Origin of the sequence: Thalassobellus sediminis, from assembly GCF_044386045.1 — a bacterium.
Classification (GTDB): Bacteria; Bacteroidota; Bacteroidia; order Flavobacteriales; family Flavobacteriaceae; genus Thalassobellus; species Thalassobellus sediminis.
The window spans coordinates 1,215,785-1,237,980 of the sequence record NZ_JBISCD010000040.1; the positions used below are offsets into that span (position 1 = coordinate 1,215,785).

Below are 22,196 nucleotides of genomic sequence, written 5' to 3' on the forward strand. Positions count from 1 at the left end.
GCATTCACAAAGTTCAAACACTTACTGAAATGTTATCAAGAAAGGCGGAGGGATTAGACCCTGTGAAACCTTAGCAACCCTTTAAATTTATTAAAGAAGGTGCTAAATTCTACTTAAATTATCAATTCATTTATTGGTGTTTGGATAGATAACCAAAAAAATTACTTCACTGTAATTTTAAAATTCTTTTTAACATTTTTCTATTAAGTACATCAAATTTTGATGCATTTGGCTTTTTAATTAATTTATTAACTAAAAAATTAGAAAAATGAGCACACAAAAACTAGCAACAAACGCATTACATGCAGGTCATGATGTTAAAGCAAACGGAGGAACGCGAGCGGTTCCAATTTATCAAACAACATCGTATGTTTTTAATAATTCACATCATGCAGCAAACCTATTTTCATTACAAGAATTAGGTTTTATTTACACACGATTAAACAATCCAACAAATCAAATTCTACAAGAGCGTCTTGCGGCTCTAGAAGGCGGTATTGGAGCTGTAGTTTTTGCTTCAGGAACCGCAGCAATTTCAACAGGTTTATTAACCTTATTAAAAGCAGGCGATCATATTGTAGCATCAAGTAGTTTATATGGAGGTACGTATAATTTGTTAAGTGTCACTTTACCAAGATTTGGTATTACAACAACCTTTGTAGATGCTTCAAATCCAGATAATTTTGCAGATGCTGTACAAGATAATACCAGAGCCTTTTTTGTAGAATCTTTAGGGAATCCTAAACTAGATGTATTAGATTTAGAAGCTATTGCAGAACATTCTAAAGCAGCAGAAGTACCTTTTATTGTAGATAATACAGTGGCAACACCAGCTTTATTAAATCCAATTGAGCATGGGGCAAATATTGTAATTCACTCGTTAACAAAATATATTGGCGGACAAGGAACATCGTTAGGAGGTGCCATTATAGATGCAGGAACTTTTAATTGGGCAAACGGTAAATTTCCAGAATTTACAGAGCCATCAGCAGGTTACCACGGATTAAAATATCACGAAGTTTTAGGAGCAGCGTCTTACACATTCAAATTAATCCTTGAAGGATTAAGAGATTTTGGAGGTGCTATCAGTCCAACAAATGCATTCAATATTATTCAAGGTTTAGAGACTTTACCAGTTAGAATTAAGCAACACAGTGCAAATGCTTTAGAATTAGCAAAGTGGTTAGAATCTCAAGATGAAATAGCTTGGGTAAACTATCCTGGTTTAGAAAGTAGTAAATACAAAGCATTAGCCGATAAATATTTGCCAAACGGACAAAGTGGTATTGTAACATTTGGACATAAAGGTGGTTTTGAAGCAGCTAAAAAAATAGCAGATAACACTAAGTTATTTTCTCTATTAGCAAATATTGGTGATACAAAATCACTTATAATTCACCCTGCAAGTACAACACATCAACAATTAGATGAAACACAACAAGCTTCAGCTGGTGTTTCTGGAGATTTAATTCGTCTATCAGTTGGAATAGAAGATATAGAAGATTTAAAAGCCGATTTAATAGAAGCTTTTAAAACAATTTAATTAATTAATTTAGAATCAGAATATTTAACCTGCAAGGTTTTAAACCTTGTAGGTGTTAAATAAAAACAAAAAGATTGAAGTATCCATTACAACATATTATTATAAAAGATTTTATTACGGAAAGCAACGTGCTTAATCCTGAAATAAAATTAAGTTACCAAGTTTTTGGTAAGCCTATAGGTAAAGCACCTGTGGTTTTAGTAAATCATGCTTTAACAGGAAATAGTGAAGTTGCAGGAGAAAATGGCTGGTGGAAAGAAGTTGTTGGAAAAGATAAAGTTATCGATACCGAAATGTATACGGTTTTAGCTTTTAATATTCCGGGTAATGGTTTCGATGGTTTTGTAATTGAAAATTACAAAGATTTTGTAGCTAGAGATGTTGCGAACCTGTTTTTAATAGGTTTAAAAGAATTAAATATAGAGTCAACCTTTGCTATTTTAGGAGGGTCTTTAGGTGGTGGAATTGCTTGGGAAATGGCAGTGTTAAGTCCTGATATTACGGAGCATTTAATATTAGTAGCTACCGATTGGAAGTCTACCGATTGGTTGATTGCAAACTGTCAAATTCAAGAACAGTTTCTATTAAATTCTAGAAATCCTGTACATGATGCTAGAATGCATGCTATGTTGTGTTATCGCACACCAGAATCTTTTAACGAGCGTTTTCAGCGTTCAAAAAATGATGAATTAGAGATTTTCAATGTTGAAAGTTGGTTGTTGCATCACGGTAAAAAACTACAAGAACGTTTTCAATTATCGGCTTATAAGTTGATGAATCAGCTTTTAAAAACCATAGATGTTACTAAAAATAGACCAACCGATTTTAATGTGTTGGAAAATATACATGGCAACATTCATATTATAGGTGTTGATTCTGATTTGTTTTTTACAGCAGAAGAAAACAGGCAAACCCACAAGCAATTAGCAGTATCAAATCCGAATGTTACTTATAATGAAATAAATTCTGTACATGGGCATGATGCCTTTTTAATGGAGTACGATCAATTAGAGAAAATTATAGAAGGCATTTTTGTGCCAAATTCTAAAAAAAGACGCATGAAAGTATTAAAGTTTGGAGGGAAATCTTTAGCAAACGGAAACGGATTAAATACCGTTATTTCAATTATTGAAAATAAGATTAATGAAGGTGAAAAAATAACAGTTGTAGTTTCTGCAAGAGGCTCTGCGACCGATGATTTAGAGTCTATTTTAGAGAGAGCTTCAAAAGGGAAATCATATAAGGATAAATTACAGGCTTTTAAAGATTATCAAATAGAACCTTTGAAAACGATTGATTTTTCAGCAGAATTTTCAATTTTAGAAAAGTTATTCGAAGGTGTTAGTTTATTAGGTGATTATAGTAGTAAAGTAAAAGATGAAATTTTAGCACAAGGCGAATTGCTTTCAGTAAAACTCATTTCAGTATTATTAAATGATTTAAATATAAAAGCAGCTTCAGTTGACTCTAGAGAATTAATAAAAACTAATGATACCTTTGGTAATGCACAACCTATTCAGCAATTGTCCAAAGACAATGTGAAAAAATATTATAAAGAAAAAGGTAGTGATGTTGTAAATGTGGTTACAGGTTTTATTGCTTCAAATGCTAAAAATGAAACAACTACTTTAGGCAGAAATGGTAGTAATTATACAGCTGCGCTTTTAGCTAATTATTTAGATGCCGAAGAGTTGCAGAATTATACACATGTAAATGGTATTTATACAGCTAATCCAGATTTAGTTGAAGATGCTAAAAAGATAAGAGAGTTGTCATTTAGTGAAGCTAATGAATTGGCTAATTTTGGAACGACTATTTTACATGCTAAAACGATTATACCTTTAGTCGAAAAAAATATAAGCCTACGTATTTTAAATACGTTTAATGCCGATGATGAAGGTACGTTAATAACAGCTAAACCAAATGCTAAAGAAGTAACCTCTTTATCGGTTTTAGATAACGTCGCATTATTAAATTTAGAAGGTCGAGGCCTATTAGGTAAAAGTGGTGTAGATGCTAGAATTTTTGGAGCTTTGGCAAGTAAAGATATTAGTGTAAGCATTATTTCTCAAGGATCTTCAGAAAGAGGTATTGGTTTAATTATTGATGCAGATCAGGCAACTCAAGCTGTTATTGCTTTAGAACGTGAATTCGAAAATGACTTTTATTCGCAAGATGTTAATCAGATTGGTGTCATTGATGATGTATCGGTTATCTCTATTATTGGTATTGAATTAAGTTCATTTCATAAACCTTTTAATGCACTTATTAAAAATCAAATAACGCCGTTATTATTTAATAATACCATTACAGGTAAAAATGTGAGTTTGGTAGTTAAAAAGAGTCAGCTTCATAAAGCAATGAATGTGATTCATGGTGAGATTTTTGGTATTTCAAAAAAGATAAACATTGCTATTTTCGGGCATGGAGGTGTTGGAGGTGCGCTTATCAATCAAATTTTAAAATCGAAAGACGATATTGAAAAACGAAAAGGTGTTAATTTGAATGTCTTTGCTATCGCGAATTCTAAAAAACTGCTTTTAAATAAAAAAGGCGTTGAAAATAATTGGAACGAGGCTATACAAGCATCACCTTTTGAAAGCTCGGTTGAAGCTGTTATTGAATTTGCAAAAACAAATCATTTAGAAAACTTAATAGCTGTAGATAATACGGCAAGTCCTAATTTTCATGATAGCTATGTGCCGTTTGTAGAAGCTGGTTTCGATTTGGTATCGTCTAATAAAATAGCGAATACAGTGTCTCATAAATTCTATACAGATTTACGAGAACAATTAAAAGAAAATAATAAGCAGTATTTATACGAAACAACTGTTGGTGCTGGTTTACCGTTAATTGATACGATTAAGTTGTTACACGAATCGGGTGAGAATATTACTAGAATTCGTGGTGTGTTTTCAGGAACGTTGAGTTATTTATTTAATAATTTTTCGGTTCAAGACAAACCGTTTAGTGCTATTGTTCAGGAAACTATTGATAAAGGTTTTACAGAACCCGACCCAAGAGAAGATTTTTCAGGAAATGATGTCGCTAGAAAGTTGTTAATTTTAGCAAGAGAGTTAGATTTGCACAACGAATTTGAAGACGTATCAGTTCAGAATTTAATTCCAGAAGCTTATAGAGATATTTCAGTTGCTGAGTTTTTAAAACAATTAGATGTTTTAGATGACGAGTTTCAGAAAATAAAAAGTGATCAAAAACCAGGACATGTATTAAGATACGTTGGCGATTTATCAGGCGATTTATCAAAAGACAAGGGTGTTTTAGAGGTTAAATTAGTATCTATTCCAGAAGATAGTACTTTAGGACATGTAAAAGGTTCAGACGCTATTTTTGAAATATTTACAGAAAGTTACGGCGAGCAACCTATCGTTATTCAAGGTGCAGGAGCTGGATCGGAAGTAACAGCAAGAGGTGTTTTTGGTGATATTTTAAGATTATCTAAGCATATAAATTAAATTTTAATTCCCGCGAAGGCGGGAATCTTAATAAAGAATACGTAAAAGTATAATATATAGAAAAGTGAGCAAGGAGAATAAACATTTCGAAACAGAAGCAATTCGTACACAATTAGAACGTACAGAATCTTTAGAACATACAAGTCCATTATACTTAACATCAAGTTTTGTTTTTGAAGATGCTGAAGATATGCGTGCTTCGTTTACAGAAGAAAAAGAGCGTAATATTTACAGTCGTTTTACAAACCCTAATACTACGGAATTTGTAGATAAAGTTTGTAAAATGGAAGGTGCTGAAAGCGGTTATGCTTTTGCAACGGGTATGTCTGCTATATTTTCAACCTTTGCAGCTTTATTAGAAAGTGGAGATCATATTGTGTCAGCACGTTCGGTTTTTGGTTCAACACATACTATGTTTACAAAGTTTTTACCAAAATGGGGTATTACTACCAGTTATTTTGATATTAACGAACCAGAAACTATTGAAAGTTTTATTACTCCAAAAACAAAGATTTTATACGCGGAGTCTCCAACAAATCCAGCAATCGATATTATCGATTTAGAATTATTAGGAGATATTGCTAAAAAGCATAATTTAATTTTAATTATAGATAACTGTTTTGCAACACCTTATTTGCAACAGCCAATAAAGTATGGTGCCGATTTGGTAATACACTCTGCAACCAAATTAATGGATGGTCAAGGACGTGTTTTAGGAGGCGTAACTGTTGGTCGTGCAGATTTAATTAGAGAAATTTATTTATTTGCAAGAAATACAGGGCCAGCATTATCACCATTTAATGCGTGGACGCTGTCTAAAAGTTTAGAAACATTGTCGGTTAGAGTCGATAGGCATTGTGAAAATGCTTTAAAAGTCGCTGAGTTTTTAGAAAGCCATGCGAATGTAAATTGGGTAAAATATCCATTTTTAAAATCGCATCCACAGTATGAAGTAGCAAAAAAACAAATGAAACTTGGAGGTAATATTGTTGCTTTTGAAGTTAAAGGAGGTGTTGAAGCGGGTCGTAAGTTTTTAAATGCTATTAAAATGTGTTCATTATCTGCTAATTTAGGCGATACTCGAACTATTGTAACACATCCAGCATCAACAACACACCATAGTTTAGGTGAAGAAAGCAGGTTAGCTGTTAATATTACTGATGGCTTGGTTAGAGTGTCTGTTGGTTTGGAACATGTAGATGATATTATTCAAGATTTGGAGCAAGCTTTAAGTATATAATATTATGAGACTTTTCACGGTAGATGCTTTTACAGATATACCTTTTAAAGGAAACCCTGCAGCGGTTTGTGTTTTAGAAAAAGCACTTCCTGTAGAAGATTATATTGATATCGCTCAGGAAATGAATTTAGCCGAAACCGCTTTTGTGTATCCAGAAAATGGCAGGTATAATTTAAGGTGGTTTACGCCGACTATTGAAGTCGATCTTTGCGGACACGCTACGTTAGCAACAGCTAAAATTTTATTCGATAAATATGATGTAAAAGATTCTGTTCTTGAATTTGAAACCAAAAGTGGACTTTTAAAAGTTGAAAAGCAGGGCGAAGAATTAATAATGGATTTTCCATTAGGAAATTTAAAACCTTTCAATCAAAAAGACGATATTATAGAAGCCTTTTTAAATGAAAAGCCTTTGGCTATTTATGAAGATAACGATTGGTGTATTGTTCAGTTAAATGATGAAAGTTCTGTTTATAATTTGAAACCCAATTTTAATCTTTTGCTAAAGCACACTAAAAAGATGTTTGTTATTACTGCAAAGTCTAAGGAATACGATTTTGTATCTCGTTTTTTTGGTCCAGCAATGGGAATTAATGAAGACCCAGTAACAGGGTCGGCACATTGTTATTTAGCCAATTTGTGGGGAGAAAAATTAAACCAAAAAAGTGTAATTGGTTATCAAGCATCAAAACGAGGCGGTTTAGTTTCCTGTGAATTGATAGAGAATAATAGAGTTTTATTAAAAGGAAATTGTGTTATTATGTCTGAACTTCTTATGGAGTGGATGTAATTAAAATAATTATATATTAGCAGAATGCTATCTAAAAAAACAAAATACGGATTAAAAGCACTTACATTTATTGCTAGAAGTGAAGGAGATGCTCCGGTGCAAGTTGGTGAAATTGCTAAAAGCGAACAAATTCCACAAAAATTTTTAGAAAGTATATTGCTTACCTTAAGAAAGGCAGGTGTTTTAGGATCTAAAAAAGGAAAACATGGGGGTTATTATTTAAGAAATGATCCTTCAGAAATTTTAATGACAGATGTTATGCGCGTTCTTGAAGGTCCCATTGCAATGGTGCCTTGTGTAAGTTTAAATTTTTATGAAAAGTGCGACGATTGCCCAAATGAAAACTTGTGTAGCGTCAATAAACTCATGATACAAGTAAGAGATAGTACGCTTAAAGTGTTTAGAAACACAACGCTAGCCGATTTGTCTGCCACATAAAAGTTGCTAATTTCTCAAAATAAACTCATTTTTTAATTTGTTTTCTTCGGTTTATCCTAAAAACATTCCATTATTCTAAAAAGTTGTTAAATATCTTTTTTATGTTATAAAATGTTTTACATTTGTAATCCCTACTAAATCGGTAGGATTAATGTAATACAACGACAAATGATAGCGCAAATGTTATTAAAAAATAAAGAAAAGTCTACATATAAAGAGGATAGCGTTGGTGAAAAACCAATTAGAAGTGTAGCAAAAGCACTTAGTTGGAGAGTTGTAGGGACCTTAGATACCTTGGCTGTTTCTTTTGTTTTGGCACAAGATATTACACTCGCTGCTTCTATAGCTTCTGTAGATTTTATAACAAAACTGATTTTGTATTTTTTCCATGAGCGCGCTTGGAATATTGTTAAATGGGGTAAATAAGATATAGAAAGAGATGTTTACAGAAAATCAAATAGACGAATTAAATAAAAGCTTTGAAAAAGCGTCACCTTCAGAAATTATTCAGAAAGCGTTCGAACTTAGCAATGAAGCGGTAGTTACTACAAATTTTAGACCTTACGAAGCAGCAATTTTACATGCTGTTAATTCCGTAAAAACTAAAACAGCTGTAATTTGGTGTGATACAGGTTATAATACACCACAAACATATAGACATGCAGAACAAGTTATTAAAGATTTAGACTTGAATGTGTTTTTATATGTGCCAAAACAAACATCGTCTCATAGAGATGTAGTTATGGGAATTCCAAGTGTAGATGCTCCAGAACACGCTTTGTTTACAGAACAAGTAAAGTTAGAGCCTTTTAAACGTGCTATGGATGAGCATAAGCCTAAAGTTTGGTTCACAAATTTACGTCAAGGGCAAACAGCTTTTAGAAATAGTATTGGTATTTTCAGCCTGAGTAAAGACGGTGTTTTAAAAGTAAGTCCGTTTTACTATTGGGCAGATGAAAAACTAGATACGTATTTAGAAGAAAACAACTTGCCAAACGAGTTTAAATACTTCGATCCAACAAAAGCATTAGAAAATAGAGAGTGTGGTTTACACGCTTAAACGAATATAATAAAGAAAACTGTTTTCGCTTTCGCGGAAATTAAAATAAGATTATGAATAAAGATACATCACATATAAATTCGCTTGAAAACGAAGCTATATACATTATGAGAGAGGTAGCTGCACAGTTTGAAAAACCAGTGTTGTTATTTTCAGGAGGAAAAGATTCTATTACTTTGGTAAGATTAGCTGTTAAGGCTTTTTACCCAGCAAAAGTACCCTTTCCTTTAATGCATATTGATACAGGTCATAACTTCCCAGAAACTATTGAATTCAGAGACCGTTTATGTAAAGAATTAGGTTTAGAATTAATTGTTCGTAATGTTCAAGATTCTATTGATGAAGGAAAAGTAAAAGAAGAATCTGGTCGTTATGCAAGTAGAAATATGTTGCAAACAACAACGCTTCTTGATGCTATTGAAGAATTTAAATTTGATGCTTGTATTGGTGGCGCACGTCGCGATGAAGAAAAGGCAAGAGCAAAAGAACGTATTTTTTCAGTACGTGACGATTTTGGACAATGGGATGAGAAAAACCAAAGACCAGAGTTGTTCGATATGTTGAATGGCGATATAGAACATGGGCAAAATGTACGTGTGTTTCCTATTTCAAATTGGACAGAATTAGATGTTTGGTCTTATATAGAAAGAGAAACTATTGAAATCCCTTCAATTTACTTCGCTCATAAACGTAAAGTATTCTTAAGAGATGGTATGATTTGGTCTGCTGAAGATGAGGTTGTTTATAGAGATGAGAATGAAGAAGTAATAGAAGAAATGGTTCGTTTTAGAACTGTGGGAGATATGAGTTGTACAGCAGCTGTATTGTCAGATGCTTCAACAATATCTAAAGTTGTAGAAGAGATTAGAGATTCTACTATTTCAGAACGTGGTGCGCGTATTGATGATAAACGATCTGAAGCAGCCATGGAGAAACGTAAACAACAAGGGTATTTCTAAAATATCAATTTTGGTCATTTCCGCGAAGGCGGAAATCTTTTAAAACGAATTAAAAATTAGGCCCGTAGCCAAAAGCTAAAAGCCAACAGCATAAAAAGTATGGAAGTATTAAAAATTGCAACCGCAGGAAGTGTAGATGATGGGAAAAGTACGTTAATAGGACGTATTCTTTACGATACAAAATCATTGACTTCAGATAAGTTAGAAGCTATTGAGAAAACAAGTAAACAACGTGGATACGATTACTTGGATTTTTCTTTAGCAACAGATGGTTTGGTTGCCGAAAGAGAACAAGGTATTACTATCGATGTAGCGCATATTTATTTTTCAACAAAAAAGAAAAGTTACATTATTGCAGATACACCAGGTCACGTAGAATATACGCGTAATATGGTAACAGGAGCTTCAACATCCCAAGCGTCTATCATTTTAATTGATGCTAGAAAAGGTGTGATTGAGCAAACCAATCGTCACTTTTTCATCAATAACTTATTAAGAGTTAAAGATGTGGTTGTGGCTATTAATAAAATGGATTTAGTTGATTATTCAGAAGAAACTTATAATAAAATTAAGGCTGATTTTTCTGAATTAATGAGTAAAAGAGATTATCAAGATCAAAAAATAACATTCATTCCTGTAAGTGCTTTAAAAGGTGATAATGTAGTAAATAAAACTGATAAAATGCCTTGGTATACAGGTGACGCTTTACTTCAACATTTAGAAGATTTAGATAAAGCTGATATTTTTAATGTAGGTACACCGCGTTTTCCAGTACAATATGTAATTCGTCCAAAAACTGAAGATTTTCATGATTATAGAGGATATGCAGGTAAAGTTTATGGTGGTAATTTAAGTGTTGGTGACGATATTATTGTGTTACCATCAAAAACAAGATCTAAAATAAAAGATATTTATTTCTATGATGAAAAGTATGAAACGGCTTCTAGACGTTCATCTGTAACTATTACTTTAGAAAATGATATTAATGTAAGTCGTGGTGATATGATTGTTAAAGAAGGCGATTTGCCAACTATCGATAAACAATTCACAGCAAATGTATGTTGGATGGATTCAGACAATTTAAGCGTTGGTGGTAAATATATTGTACAACATGGGGTTAACAAGGTGTTAGCAAAAGTTGATAGCATTAATCATAAAATTCATCCAGATTATTCTGGTATAGATACAGAAGCAACATCGTTAGGAGTTAATGATATTGCATCAGTATCCTTTAAATTAAATAAACCAATTTTTTACGATCAATTTAAAAATCATAGAACGAATGGTTCTTTCATTTTAATCGATCCACAATCAAACAACACGGTTGGAGCAGGTTTTATTCAGTAAAAAAATAATTAAAAATTCTTTTCAAGTAAAGAGAAGGTCAGGTATATTATGCAAAGTTTTGAAACAGAAATAGAAAATCCAATTGTTCAAAAGGATATCATAGAATTAGCAAATAAAATTGAGCTATTTCATAATGGTAAAATTGACGAGGAAAAATTTAGAAGTCTTCGTTTAGCTCGAGGTGTTTACGGTCAGCGTCAAGAAGGCGTGCAAATGATTCGTATTAAAATACCTTACGGAAAATTAAAAAGTAACCAATTGCGTAGAATTTCTGAAGTGTCTGATGAATATTCTCGTGGTCGTTTACACATTACAACCCGTCAAGATATTCAAATTCACTATGTCGATTTAGATAGAACACCTGAGCTTTGGTCTGAATTAGAGAAAGATGAAGTTACTTTACGTGAAGCTTGTGGTAATGTAGTAAGAAATGTAACAGCTTCTGAAACGGCGGGGATTGATGTAAACGAACCGTTTGATGTATCGCCTTATGCAGATGCCTTATATAAATTCTTTTTACGTAACCCTATTTGTCAAGAAATGGGACGTAAATTTAAAGTTTCTTTTTCTTCAACAGATGAAGATACAGGATTGTCTTATCTGCACGATATTGGTTATATTGCCAAAATACAAAACGGTGTTCGCGGTTTTAAAGTTATGGTAGCTGGTGGTCTTGGTTCACAACCACGTCATGCAGATGTGTTGTTCGATTTTGTTGAAACCGATAAAATTATTCCAATTATGGAAGGTGTTTTAAGAGTTTTCGACCGTTATGGTGAACGTAAAAGTCGTGCGAAAGCGAGAATGAAATTCTTATTAAAAGATATTGGATTAGATGCTTTTAAAAAATTGATTGCTGAAGAACAAAAAGCTATTGAGTTTAAAAGTGTTGCTATTAATGCTGATGCTTATGAAGCTTCAAAACCAGTTTCGGTTGAAGCTCCAAAAGTAGAGATTAAAGATCAAGCAGCGTTCGATTTATGGAAATCAACAAATATTATTCCTCAAAAACAAGTAGGGTATGTTGCTATAGGAATTAAAGTCTTGTTAGGCGATTTTTATACAGATAAAGCACGTTTATTAGCAGATTTAGTTGATAAGTATGCCGCTGGCGAAGTACGTTTAACATTACGTCAAAATATAGTTATTCCTTTTGTAAAGGAAGATTTAGTGCCATTTTTCTACACAGAATTAGAGAAGTTAGGATTTGTAGAAGCTGGTTATAATAAAGCAGTCGATATTACAGCGTGTCCAGGTACAGATACTTGTAATTTAGGTATTGCAAGTAGTACAGGAATTGCTGAAGAATTGGAGCGTGTTATTAAAGCAGAATACCCACAATATTTAAAAAACGAAGATCTCGTTATAAAGATTAGTGGTTGTATGAATGCTTGTGGTCAGCACAATATGGCAAACATAGGTTTTCAAGGTATGACAGTTAGAACACCAGATAAATTAGTAGCGCCAGCGTTACAAGTTTTATTGGGTGGTGGAAATTTAGGAGATGGAAACGCTGCCTTTGCTGATAAAGTAGTAAAAGTACCAAGTAAAAGAGGTCCTGAAGCTTTAAGACTTATTTTAAATGATTTTGAAGCGAATGCTAATGGAAAACCATTTGTAGAATATTATAAAGAAAAAGGTGAAAAGTATTTTTACGATTTTTTAAATGATTTACAAGACGTTACTAATTTAACTCAAGAAGATTTTATCGATTGGGGGGAAGAAGAAAAATATGTTAAGGAAATAGGAATTGGAGAATGTGCTGGTGTTGTTATCGATTTAATTGCAACTTTGTTTTTTGAAAGTGAAGAGAAAATTGAAAACGCTAAAGAAGCCTTTGAAAATGGCGTGTATTCGGGAGCTATTTATTATGCTTATCAATCGTTAGTTAATTCCGCGAAAGCGTTATTATTAGCAGAAAACAAAAAGACAAATACACATGCTGGAATTATTACTCAGTTTGATGAACTTTTTGTTGAAGGAGGGAAAATTGATTTAGGAACGTCGTTTTCTGAATTGATTTATCAAATTAATAAGAATGCACCAACAAAAGATTTTGCAGTAAATTATATAGATAGTTCAAATAAGTTTTTAGCAGCAGTTAGAGCTTACAGAGAAGTTGAGCAAAGTAAGCTAGTATAAGTAAGTTAAAAAACAAGAATGAGTTTAAAAACCCCAAAGCTAACAGTAGTAGGCGCAGGACCAGGAGATGTCGATTTAATTACGCTTAAAGCAATTAAAGCAATTAAGTCTGCCAATGTAGTGCTTTACGATGCGCTTATTAATGAAGCTTTATTAGAGTATGCTAATAATGATGCGGAATTAATATTTGTGGGTAAACGAAAAGGATGTTATGCATTTCAGCAAGATCAGATAAACGAACTTATTGTTTCTAAAGCAAAAGAAAAGGGACATGTGGTACGTTTAAAAGGCGGAGATCCTTTTATTTTTGGACGCGGCGCAGAAGAGATTGATTATGTAAGACAGTTTGGTTTAGAAACTTTTGTGGTTCCTGGTATTTCATCGTCTATGGCAGTTCCGGCATCCCAAGGTATTCCTGTAACAAAGCGTGGTGCTTCAGAAAGTTTTTGGGTTATTACTGGTACAACAAAAAAGCATCAATTATCTGGCGATGTGCTTTTAGCAGCTAAATCTACAGCTACGGTTGTTATTTTAATGGGTATGAGTAAACTGGGTGAAATTGTAAAGATTTTTTCAGAAGAAAATAAGCAAGATGTTGCTGTAGCTATTATTCAAAACGGTACTAGAGATAACGAAAATGTTGGCATTGGAACGATTGCTACTATTGAGCAAATTGTTGCAGAAAAGCAATTAGCTAATCCAGCAATTATAGTTATTGGAGATGTGGTGAAAGAAAGAGCTGTATTAACATCAGTTTTCGAAGAGGTTAAAAAAAACCTGTAGTATGCTAGCTGAAACGGATAAAATAAAAGAATCAAATTTAGTTGAGGAAGAAAGGAATAATTTATATCCTATTTTTCTAAAAACTAAAAGCTTAAATGTTCTTATTGTTGGTGGTGGAAATGTAGCTGAAGAGAAATTAACGTTTCTTTTAAAATCGAGTCCAGATGCGCATGTCACTATGGTGTCTCCAATGTTTAGAGGCGGGACTATAGCACTTGCAAAGAAAGGATGCGTTACTTTAGTTAAAGGTAAGTACAGAAAAAGATATTTAAAAGGAAAGCATATGGTTGTAGCAACGACCGATGTACCAGAAGTAAACGTTAAAGTTCATAAACATTGTCGTAAAAAAAGTATTTTAGTAAATGTAGCAGATAATCCACCATATTGCGATTTTTATATGGGAGGTATTGTTACAAAAGGCAATGTAAAAGTGGCTATTAGTACAAACGGAAAGTCACCAACAACAGCCAAACGATTACGTCAGTTTTTCGAGGATGTTATTCCAGAAAATGTAGACGATTTGGTTAAGAATTTAAACGAATATAGAAAAACAATAAAAGGTGATTTCGAACAAAAAGTGGAAACGCTAAATGAATTTACCAAAGGATTAATTGAAAAAAAATAAGTTGTTAAAAGAATAGCAGAAATGATTAAAACAGATATAATAATAATTGGTGCGGGACCAACAGGATTATTTACAGTATTCGAAGCTGGATTATTAAAACTAAAATGCCATTTAATTGATGCATTACCACAACCTGGTGGACAATGTTCAGAGTTATATCCTAAAAAACCTATTTATGATATTCCTGGTTTTCCAGAAATATTAGCAGGCGATTTAACTAAGAATTTATTAGAGCAAGGTAAACAGTTTGAGCCTGGTTTTACCTTAGGTGAGCGTGCAGAAACTGTTGAAAAACAAGAAGACGGTACTTTTATTGTAACTACAAATAAGGGTACGCAGCATCAAGCGCCTGTAGTAGCAATTGCTAGCGGTTTAGGAAGTTTTGAACCTAGAAAACCACAACTTGAAAATCTTGCTAAATATGAAGATAAGGGTGTGGAATATATGATAAAAGAACCAGAAATATATCGTGGTAAAGATGTTGTAATTGCTGGTGGTGGCGATTCTGCATTAGATTGGAGTATCTTTTTATCAGACGTTGCAAAAAGTGTAACACTTATCCATAGACGTAACGAGTTTAGAGGACATTTAGATTCTGTTGAGAAAGTACAGGAACTAAAAAATGCAGGAAAAATTAATTTAATTACACCTGCTGAAGTTACTGATATTATAGGTGATGGTAAGGTTGAAGCTATTGAAATCAAGAAAAAAGATGAAGATCCTGTTGTTTTAAAAACAGATCATTTTATTCCATTATTTGGGTTGTCTCCTAAATTAGGACCTATTGCTAATTGGGGATTAGAAATTGAAAAAAATGCTATAAAAGTTAATAATGCATTAGATTATCAAACTAATATTCCAGGAATATTTGCAATTGGAGATGGTAATTTTTATCCAGGTAAATTAAAGTTAATTCTTTGTGGTTTTCATGAAGCTACTATAATGTGTCAAGCAGCTTATCAAATTATTAATCCAGGAAAAAAATACGTTTTAAAATATACAACGGTTAGTGGTATTGATGGTTTTGATGGTTCTCGTAAAGAAGCGCCAAAAGCAGTTGTTCAAGCTATTAGTTAAGGATTAGCATAAATAAACGACTTAAGAAGTTCAATCCTGCAAGGTTTTAAAGCCTTGTAGGATTTAATATTTAATAAAAGTGGAATTTACAAGGATAAGTTTTACTTTTATAAATCAAATTTCATAACAAATTATAAAGATGAAAAGTTATAATGTTTGTTTAAAAGATACGGTTAAAACGTTTACTAAAAAGTTGTTCTATTCATTGTTTGATTGTGAGCAAGAAGAAGCTCATGGCGAATATTTAGAAAAAACTTTTCTTAAAATACTTTCTAAATTAGAAATAGAAAATGGCGATGCTATTTGGAAGACATTTAAAGATGAGCTTCCTGGGATCAGGCAACAGTTAGATCTTGACGCTATTGCTTTTGAAAATAACGATCCTGCATCACATTCTTTAGCTGAGATTTATATGGCATATCCAGGTTTTTATGCTATTTCTATCTTTAGATTAAGTCATGCACTTTATAATTTAGATGTTTATATTTTACCAAGAATGATGAGTGAATATATTCATGGTATTACGGGTATAGATATTCATCCAGGAGCCACTATTGGTGAATCGTTTTATATAGATCACGGAACAGGGATTGTAATTGGCGAGTCATCAATAATAGGCAAACAGGTTAAAATATATCAGGGAGTTACATTAGGAGGTATTCAGGTTAGTAAAGATTTAGCTAAAGTTAAAAGGCATCCAACTATTGAAGATAATGTATGTATTTATGCCAATGCTACTATTTTGGGTGGCGACATAGTTATTGGAGCAAATAGTACTATTGGAGCTAATGTTTGGATTACCCAATCTGTTCCAGAAAATTCGTTGGTTACCTATCAAACTGAAATAAAAATAAGACCCAAGAAGAATGGCATACGGTAAAACAATACTTGATCAAATTGGTAATACACCTATTGTTGAAGCAAGTCATATTTTAAATAAAAAAGGAGTTCGATTATTTTTGAAACTAGAAGGCGACAACCCTGGAGGTAGTGTAAAAGATCGTGCTGCTTTTAATATGATTAGTGAGGCTTTAAAGCGAGGCGATATTAATAAAGGAGGCACATTAGTGGAAGCCACTAGCGGAAATACAGGTATTGCATTGGCGTTTATAGCACAATTACTAGGATTAAATATGGTTCTAATAATGCCTGAGAACTCTACCGTAGAACGCGTGAAAACCATGCGTGCTTATGGAGCTGAGGTTATATTAACTTCTGCCGATGTTGGTATTGAAGGTTCTAGAGATTTAGCTTTTAAATTACGAGATGAAAAAGGGTATATCTTGTTGAATCAGTTTGAAAATGACGATAACTGGAAAGCGCATTACAAAACCACAGGCCCTGAAATATGGAGAGATACAGAAGGTGAAGTAACACATTTTGTATCGGCTATGGGGACTACAGGAACTATTATGGGAACTTCTACCTTTTTAAAAGAAAAAAATAAAAGGATCTCTATTGTTGGAGCGCAACCTGCCGATGGCGCAAGAATTCCGGGGATAAGAAAATGGTCGCCAGATTATGTGCCTAAGTTTTTCAATCGCTCTAAAGTCGATGTTGTAGTTGATGTAAGTGAGGAAGATGCTAGAAAAACAACACAGCGTTTAGCAAAAGAAGAAGGTGTTTTTGCAGGCATGAGTAGTGGAGGATCTGTGTTTTGTGCTTTAGAAATAGCAAAGTCAATCGAAAAAGGTGTTATAGTCGCCATTATTTGCGATAGAGGTGATCGGTATTTATCATCTTCTTTATTCGAATAGATTTCAAATTAGATAATCTTGCAAGTAAAAAAGACCTTGTAGAATAAGGAAAACAAAAATATAGTTAGTATTTTTGTTCGCTAGTTCATAAACGTATTAATAATGTTATCAAGAAAGGTAGAGGGACTAGACCCGTTGAAACCTTGGCAACCCTTTATCTTGTAAAGAAGGTGCTAAATTCTACTAATAATTTAATTGGTTATTGGAAAGATAACGAAAAGTGTTTCTTTTACTTTTCTTGACGACATACAGATATAAATTATCAAAAAAATGTCAAACATAAAACAAGCTTTACAAGAACGTATTTTAGTGCTAGACGGTGCTATGGGTACTATGTTACAAGCTTATAAATTTACCGAAGAAGATTTTAGAGGCGAACGCTTTAAAGATTATCCAACGCCATTGCAAGGTAATAACGATTTATTGTCTATTACCCAACCAGAAGCGATTAAAACCATTCATGGTAAATATTTTGAAGCTGGAGCTGATATTGTTGAAACCAATACGTTTTCAGGAACTACCATTGCTATGGCAGATTACCAAATGGAAGATTTGGTATATGAACTTAATTTTCAATCGGCTAAAATTGCAAAAGAAGTTGCAGACGAATTCACAAAGAAAGAACCAAACAAACCACGTTTTGTAGCAGGTTCAATAGGGCCAACAAACCGTACGGCAAGCATGTCGCCAGATGTGAATGATCCAGGTTATAGAGCTGTAACTTTTGATGAATTACGTATTGCATACAAACAACAAGTAGAAGCTTTAGTTGATGGAGGTGTTGATTTGTTGTTGGTTGAAACGGTGTTCGATACCTTGAATGCTAAAGCCGCATTGTTTGCTATTGAAGAAGTAAAAGATGAAAGAGGAATAGATATTCCTATCATGTTAAGTGGTACGATTACCGATGCTTCTGGTAGAACCTTATCTGGGCAAACAGCCGAAGCATTTTTAATTTCAGTATCCCATATTCCGTTATTAACTATTGGATTTAACTGTGCATTGGGAGCAAATTTATTGCAACCGCATTTAGAAGCCATTGCTAATAAAACAGATTTCGGAATTTCGGCACATCCTAATGCAGGCTTACCTAATGCTTTTGGAGAATACGATGAAACTCCAGAAGAAATGGGAGATCAAATAGAAGAATATTTAAAGAAAGATTTAATAAATATTATTGGCGGTTGTTGTGGTACAAGTCCAGAACATATTAAAGTAATTGCAGATATCGCAGCTAAATATAAACCAAGAAAAACGCTAGAAACGATAGATTAATGAAAGTGAAGCAAACAAAATATATGAAGCTGTCTGGTTTAGAACCTTTGATTCTAAACGAAAACAGTAATTTTATAAACATTGGTGAGCGTACTAATGTAGCAGGTTCTCGAAAGTTTTTACGATTAATAAAAGAAGAGAAATTTGATGAGGCTCTTGATATCGCGCGTCATCAGGTAGATGGTGGCGCACAAATTGTCGATATCAACATGGATGACGGCCTTATAGATGGAAAAGAGTCTATGGTGCGTTTTCTAAATTTAATTGCTGCCGAACCAGATATTAGTCGGGTTCCTATGATGATTGATAGCTCTAAATGGGAAATTATTGAGGCAGGATTACAAGTCGTGCAAGGTAAATGTGTGGTGAATTCAATTTCTTTAAAAGAAGGTGAAGACAAATTTATTTGGGAAGCTAAACAAATTAAACGTTATGGTGCTGCTGTTATAGTGATGGCTTTTGATGAAGTTGGACAAGCCGATAACTATGATAGAAGAATAGAAATTGCAAAACGATCGTATGATGTTTTAGTAAACGAAGTAGGTTTTCCTTCGGAAGATATTATTTTCGATTTAAATATATTTCCTGTCGCAACAGGCATGGAAGAACACCGAAGAAATGCTATCGATTTTATTGAAGCAACACGTTGGGTACGCGAAAATTTGCCCAATGTAAGTGTAAGTGGAGGTGTAAGTAACGTGTCTTTTTCATTTAGAGGAAATAATGGTGTTCGCGAAGCCATGCATTCAGTGTTTTTATATTATGCGATTCAAGCAGGTATGAATATGGGTATTGTAAATCCTGCACTTTTAGAAGTGTATGATGACATTCCTAAAGATTTATTAGAACATGTTGAAGATGTTATTTTAGACAGAAGAGACGATGCAACGGAACGATTATTAGATTTTGCAGAAACGGTAAAAGGTTCTAAAGCGGAAAAAGCGGTTGATTTATCTTGGAGAGAAAATCCTGTTCAAGATAGAATTACCCATGCTTTAGTTAAAGGAATTGATGCTTATATTATTGAAGATGTAGAGGAAGCAAGACAAGTAGCTGCTAAACCTATTGAGGTTATTGAAGGGCACTTAATGATTGGAATGAACGTAGTTGGCGATTTGTTTGGAGCAGGAAAAATGTTCTTGCCACAGGTAGTGAAATCGGCACGTGTCATGAAAAAAGCAGTTGCTTATTTAAATCCGTTTATTGAAGCTGAAAAAGGCGATAAACAAGAGCCTGTTGGTAAAATTTTAATGGCCACTGTAAAAGGCGATGTTCATGATATTGGTAAAAATATTGTGAGTGTGGTATTGGCATGCAACAATTACGAGATTGTTGATTTAGGCGTTATGGTACCACCAGAAAAAATTATTGAAACAGCAATAAGTGAGCGTGTAGATGCTATTGGTTTGTCAGGTTTAATTACGCCATCACTTGATGAAATGGTTTATTTGGCAAAAGAAATGCAACGTCAAGATTTTAATGTGCCTTTGCTTATAGGAGGTGCAACAACATCAAAAGCACATACAGCTGTTAAAATTGATACGCAGTATAAAAATGCAGTAGTTCATGTTAATGATGCATCAAGAGCAGTTACTGTGGTTGGCGATTTATTGAATAAGAAAACGTCGCATAAATATGTGGCTAAAATGAAGAAGGATTACGATGAGTTTCGAACTAAGTTTTTAAAACGAGGCAAAGAGAAATCGTATATATCGATAGCAGAAGCAAGACGAAAAAAGTTTAAAATTGATTGGGATACGTCTGAAATTGTAAAGCCTAAAGAATTAGGAGTGCAGATGTTAAAACAATTAAGTTTAAAGGAATTAGAACCTTTTATTGATTGGAGTCCGTTTTTTAGAAGTTGGGATTTACATGGTAAATATCCTAATATTTTAACCGATGCCGTTGTAGGAGAACAAGCTTCTGAGTTATTTAAAGATGCTCAAGCGATGATAAAAGAAATTATTGCGAAGCAATTATTAAAGCCTAGAGCTGTTTTTGGATTGTTTGAAGCAAATTCTATTAACGAGGATGATATTTCTGTTCAGAAAAAAGGAAAAGAAGTTGCTGTGTTTAGAACCTTGCGTCAGCAATTAAAGAAAAGAGATGGTATTCCAAATATAGCTTTATCTGATTTTATTGCACCAAAGGACACAGGAAAGACTGATTATATGGGCGCTTTTTGTGTGGCTGTTTTTGGAGCACAAGAATTAGCTGATAGTTATAAAGCCAAAGAAGATGATTATAACGCCATTATGGCACAAGCCATTGCCGATCGTTTTGCCGAAGCTTTAGCCGAATATTTACATAAACAAGTAAGAACGAAACATTGGGGGTATGATTCTGATGAAAACTTAACTAATGATGATTTAATTAAAGAAAGTTATAAAGGAATTCGTCCTGCACCAGGATATCCAGCATGTCCAGATCATTTAGAGAAAGAAACGATTTGGGAATTGTTGGAGGTTGAAAAAATAATAGGTGTTACTTTAACCGAAAGTTTAGCCATGTGGCCAGCTGCAGCAGTTTCAGGATATTATTTTGGTAATCCTGAAGCTAAGTATTTTGGTTTGGGCAAAATTACAGATGACCAAGTAACAGATTATGCCGTTAGAAAAGGTATTGGGAAAGATAAAGCTAGAAAATGGTTGCATCCTAATTTAGCTGAGGAATAAAAATAAAATATAGTTAAAAGATACTGAAATAAATTCAGCATAAATGAAAGTAACAGATCACATAAAAAAAGCAAACGGGAAAACATTATTTTCTTTTGAAGTTATACCTCCTAAAAAAGGGAAAAATATTCAAGATTTATATAATAATATAGATCCGTTGATGGAGTTTAAGCCGCCATTTATTGATGTAACAACGTCTAGAGAAGAATATATTTATATTGATAAAGGCAATGGGCTTCTAGATAAGCGTATTACACGTATGCGCCCAGGAACGGTTGGTATTTGTGCGTCTATTATGCACAAATATGGTGTAGATGCTATTCCGCATTTACTTTGTGGTGGTTTTACAAAAGAAGAAACTGAGTATGTATTGGTTGATTGTCATTATTTAGGGCTAGATAATGTCATGGCTTTACGTGGCGACTCGATGAAAGATGAACCGTATTTTAAACCTGTTGCTGGCGGAAATGCTTTTGCAAGCGAATTGGTATCTCAAATTAGTGATTTAAACAAAGGAAAGTATTTGCATGACGACGTAAAGGTTGAGCATAATGCCGATTTTTGTATTGGTGTAGCAGGTTACCCTGAAAAACATATGGAAGCACCGTCTTTAAAAACCGATTTAAGAAGGTTAAAAGAGAAAGTAGATGCAGGAGCTGATTATGTGGTTACTCAAATGTTTTTTGATAATAAAAAGTATTTTGATTTTGTTGAAAAAGCCAAAGAAGCAGGCATTAATGTGCCTATTATTCCAGGTATAAAGCCTATTGCTGTAAAACGTCATTTACAAATATTACCTCAGGTATTTAAAATTGATTTACCAGAAGATTTAATTAATGCTGTTGAAGGGTGTAAAGATAATAAAGCTGTAAGACAAGTAGGAATTGAGTTTGCTATTCAACAATCTAAAGAGTTAAAAGAGGCTGGTGTACCGTTTTTACATTATTATTCTATGGGAAAAAGTGATAATGTGCATGCTATAGCATCGGCATTGTTTTAATTTATACTT

The 22,196-nt window shown here is 33.3% G+C and carries 18 protein-coding genes and 2 riboswitches; all 18 genes read left to right on the forward strand.

Going from position 1 to position 22,196, the window contains the following annotated elements; translation table 11 throughout:
* Nucleotides 1–29 precede the first annotated feature (29 nt).
* A riboswitch (SAM riboswitch) is annotated at nucleotides 30–155 on the forward strand.
* Nucleotides 156–268: 113 nt separating this feature from the next.
* The 18 genes from ACH5TW_RS11880 to metF all read left to right on the forward strand — a co-directional run bounded on the left by ACH5TW_RS11880 (nucleotide 269) and on the right by metF (nucleotide 22,187).
* On the forward strand, nucleotides 269–1,543 hold the full coding sequence (locus ACH5TW_RS11880) for an O-acetylhomoserine aminocarboxypropyltransferase/cysteine synthase family protein (protein WP_439336724.1): 1,275 nt from the start codon (nucleotides 269–271) through the stop codon (nucleotides 1,541–1,543).
* Nucleotides 1,544–1,617: 74 nt separating this feature from the next.
* Complete coding sequence (gene thrA, locus ACH5TW_RS11885; RefSeq protein ID WP_439336725.1) at nucleotides 1,618–5,019, forward strand: bifunctional aspartate kinase/homoserine dehydrogenase I; 3,402 nt, start codon at nucleotides 1,618–1,620, stop codon at nucleotides 5,017–5,019.
* Nucleotides 5,020–5,083: 64 nt separating this feature from the next.
* Nucleotides 5,084–6,259, forward strand: coding sequence for a trans-sulfuration enzyme family protein (locus ACH5TW_RS11890; protein ID WP_439336726.1), 1,176 nt, complete (start codon nucleotides 5,084–5,086; stop codon nucleotides 6,257–6,259).
* 4 nt (nucleotides 6,260–6,263) lie between these two features.
* On the forward strand, nucleotides 6,264–7,049 hold the full coding sequence (locus ACH5TW_RS11895) for a PhzF family phenazine biosynthesis protein (RefSeq protein WP_439336727.1): 786 nt from the start codon (nucleotides 6,264–6,266) through the stop codon (nucleotides 7,047–7,049).
* A 24-nt stretch (nucleotides 7,050–7,073) separates the two neighbouring features.
* Nucleotides 7,074–7,487, forward strand: coding sequence for an RrF2 family transcriptional regulator (locus tag ACH5TW_RS11900; RefSeq protein ID WP_439336728.1), 414 nt, complete (start codon nucleotides 7,074–7,076; stop codon nucleotides 7,485–7,487).
* 168 nt (nucleotides 7,488–7,655) lie between these two features.
* Complete coding sequence (locus ACH5TW_RS11905; RefSeq protein WP_237238496.1) at nucleotides 7,656–7,913, forward strand: DUF2061 domain-containing protein; 258 nt, start codon at nucleotides 7,656–7,658, stop codon at nucleotides 7,911–7,913.
* Between the two features lie 13 nt (nucleotides 7,914–7,926).
* Nucleotides 7,927–8,547: a phosphoadenosine phosphosulfate reductase domain-containing protein gene (locus tag ACH5TW_RS11910; RefSeq protein ID WP_439336729.1), complete on the forward strand. Its 621-nt coding sequence runs from the start codon at nucleotides 7,927–7,929 to the stop codon at nucleotides 8,545–8,547.
* A 53-nt stretch (nucleotides 8,548–8,600) separates the two neighbouring features.
* Complete coding sequence (gene cysD, locus ACH5TW_RS11915; RefSeq protein ID WP_439336730.1) at nucleotides 8,601–9,506, forward strand: sulfate adenylyltransferase subunit CysD; 906 nt, start codon at nucleotides 8,601–8,603, stop codon at nucleotides 9,504–9,506.
* Between the two features lie 99 nt (nucleotides 9,507–9,605).
* A complete protein-coding gene (locus ACH5TW_RS11920) occupies nucleotides 9,606–10,853 on the forward strand; it encodes a sulfate adenylyltransferase subunit 1 (protein ID WP_439336731.1) in 1,248 nt (415 codons plus the stop codon).
* 48 nt (nucleotides 10,854–10,901) lie between these two features.
* Nucleotides 10,902–12,995: a ferredoxin-like domain-containing protein gene (locus ACH5TW_RS11925; protein WP_439336732.1), complete on the forward strand. Its 2,094-nt coding sequence runs from the start codon at nucleotides 10,902–10,904 to the stop codon at nucleotides 12,993–12,995.
* 18 nt (nucleotides 12,996–13,013) lie between these two features.
* Nucleotides 13,014–13,778 carry a uroporphyrinogen-III C-methyltransferase gene (gene cobA, locus ACH5TW_RS11930; RefSeq protein ID WP_439336733.1) on the forward strand — a complete coding sequence of 255 codons (765 nt, stop codon included), beginning with the start codon at nucleotides 13,014–13,016 and terminating at the stop codon, nucleotides 13,776–13,778.
* 1 nt (nucleotide 13,779) lies between these two features.
* A complete protein-coding gene (locus ACH5TW_RS11935) occupies nucleotides 13,780–14,403 on the forward strand; it encodes a precorrin-2 dehydrogenase/sirohydrochlorin ferrochelatase family protein (RefSeq protein WP_439336734.1) in 624 nt (207 codons plus the stop codon).
* Nucleotides 14,404–14,424: 21 nt separating this feature from the next.
* Nucleotides 14,425–15,480 carry an NAD(P)/FAD-dependent oxidoreductase gene (locus tag ACH5TW_RS11940; protein ID WP_439336735.1) on the forward strand — a complete coding sequence of 352 codons (1,056 nt, stop codon included), beginning with the start codon at nucleotides 14,425–14,427 and terminating at the stop codon, nucleotides 15,478–15,480.
* Between the two features lie 139 nt (nucleotides 15,481–15,619).
* The gene (epsC, locus tag ACH5TW_RS11945) at nucleotides 15,620–16,360 is read left to right on the forward strand and encodes a serine O-acetyltransferase EpsC (RefSeq protein ID WP_439336736.1); all 741 of its coding nucleotides are present in this window, start codon (nucleotides 15,620–15,622) and stop codon (nucleotides 16,358–16,360) included.
* Nucleotides 16,347–17,237, forward strand: coding sequence for a cysteine synthase CysM (cysM, locus tag ACH5TW_RS11950; RefSeq protein ID WP_439336737.1), 891 nt, complete (start codon nucleotides 16,347–16,349; stop codon nucleotides 17,235–17,237). The genes epsC and cysM overlap by 14 nt, the downstream gene beginning before the upstream one ends.
* Before the next feature lie 102 nt (nucleotides 17,238–17,339).
* Nucleotides 17,340–17,454: riboswitch (SAM riboswitch) on the forward strand.
* Nucleotides 17,455–17,507: 53 nt separating this feature from the next.
* Nucleotides 17,508–18,512: a homocysteine S-methyltransferase family protein gene (locus ACH5TW_RS11955; RefSeq protein WP_439336738.1), complete on the forward strand. Its 1,005-nt coding sequence runs from the start codon at nucleotides 17,508–17,510 to the stop codon at nucleotides 18,510–18,512.
* Nucleotides 18,512–21,187 carry a methionine synthase gene (gene metH, locus ACH5TW_RS11960; protein ID WP_439336739.1) on the forward strand — a complete coding sequence of 892 codons (2,676 nt, stop codon included), beginning with the start codon at nucleotides 18,512–18,514 and terminating at the stop codon, nucleotides 21,185–21,187. Before ACH5TW_RS11955 ends, metH begins: the two co-directional genes overlap by 1 nt.
* Before the next feature lie 43 nt (nucleotides 21,188–21,230).
* A complete protein-coding gene (gene metF / locus ACH5TW_RS11965) occupies nucleotides 21,231–22,187 on the forward strand; it encodes a methylenetetrahydrofolate reductase [NAD(P)H] (RefSeq protein ID WP_439336740.1) in 957 nt (318 codons plus the stop codon).
* Nucleotides 22,188–22,196 lie beyond the last annotated feature (9 nt).

What these genes read in the sequence shown, in the direction of transcription:
- ACH5TW_RS11880 (WP_439336724.1), top strand. Translation starts at nt 269, where the DNA reads ATGAGCACACAAAAACTAGCAACAAACGCATTACATGCAGGTCATGAT.
- ACH5TW_RS11895 (WP_439336727.1), top strand. Translation starts at nt 6,264, where the DNA reads ATGAGACTTTTCACGGTAGATGCTTTTACAGATATACCTTTTAAAGGA.
- ACH5TW_RS11900 (WP_439336728.1), top strand. Translation starts at nt 7,074, where the DNA reads ATGCTATCTAAAAAAACAAAATACGGATTAAAAGCACTTACATTTATT.
- ACH5TW_RS11905 (WP_237238496.1), top strand. Translation starts at nt 7,656, where the DNA reads ATGATAGCGCAAATGTTATTAAAAAATAAAGAAAAGTCTACATATAAA.
- ACH5TW_RS11910 (WP_439336729.1), top strand. Translation starts at nt 7,927, where the DNA reads ATGTTTACAGAAAATCAAATAGACGAATTAAATAAAAGCTTTGAAAAA.
- cysD (WP_439336730.1), top strand. Translation starts at nt 8,601, where the DNA reads ATGAATAAAGATACATCACATATAAATTCGCTTGAAAACGAAGCTATA.
- ACH5TW_RS11920 (WP_439336731.1), top strand. Translation starts at nt 9,606, where the DNA reads ATGGAAGTATTAAAAATTGCAACCGCAGGAAGTGTAGATGATGGGAAA.
- ACH5TW_RS11925 (WP_439336732.1), top strand. Translation starts at nt 10,902, where the DNA reads ATGCAAAGTTTTGAAACAGAAATAGAAAATCCAATTGTTCAAAAGGAT.
- cobA (WP_439336733.1), top strand. Translation starts at nt 13,014, where the DNA reads ATGAGTTTAAAAACCCCAAAGCTAACAGTAGTAGGCGCAGGACCAGGA.
- ACH5TW_RS11935 (WP_439336734.1), top strand. Translation starts at nt 13,780, where the DNA reads ATGCTAGCTGAAACGGATAAAATAAAAGAATCAAATTTAGTTGAGGAA.
- ACH5TW_RS11940 (WP_439336735.1), top strand. Translation starts at nt 14,425, where the DNA reads ATGATTAAAACAGATATAATAATAATTGGTGCGGGACCAACAGGATTA.
- epsC (WP_439336736.1), top strand. Translation starts at nt 15,620, where the DNA reads ATGAAAAGTTATAATGTTTGTTTAAAAGATACGGTTAAAACGTTTACT.
- cysM (WP_439336737.1), top strand. Translation starts at nt 16,347, where the DNA reads ATGGCATACGGTAAAACAATACTTGATCAAATTGGTAATACACCTATT.
- ACH5TW_RS11955 (WP_439336738.1), top strand. Translation starts at nt 17,508, where the DNA reads ATGTCAAACATAAAACAAGCTTTACAAGAACGTATTTTAGTGCTAGAC.
- metH (WP_439336739.1), top strand. Translation starts at nt 18,512, where the DNA reads ATGAAAGTGAAGCAAACAAAATATATGAAGCTGTCTGGTTTAGAACCT.
- metF (WP_439336740.1), top strand. Translation starts at nt 21,231, where the DNA reads ATGAAAGTAACAGATCACATAAAAAAAGCAAACGGGAAAACATTATTT.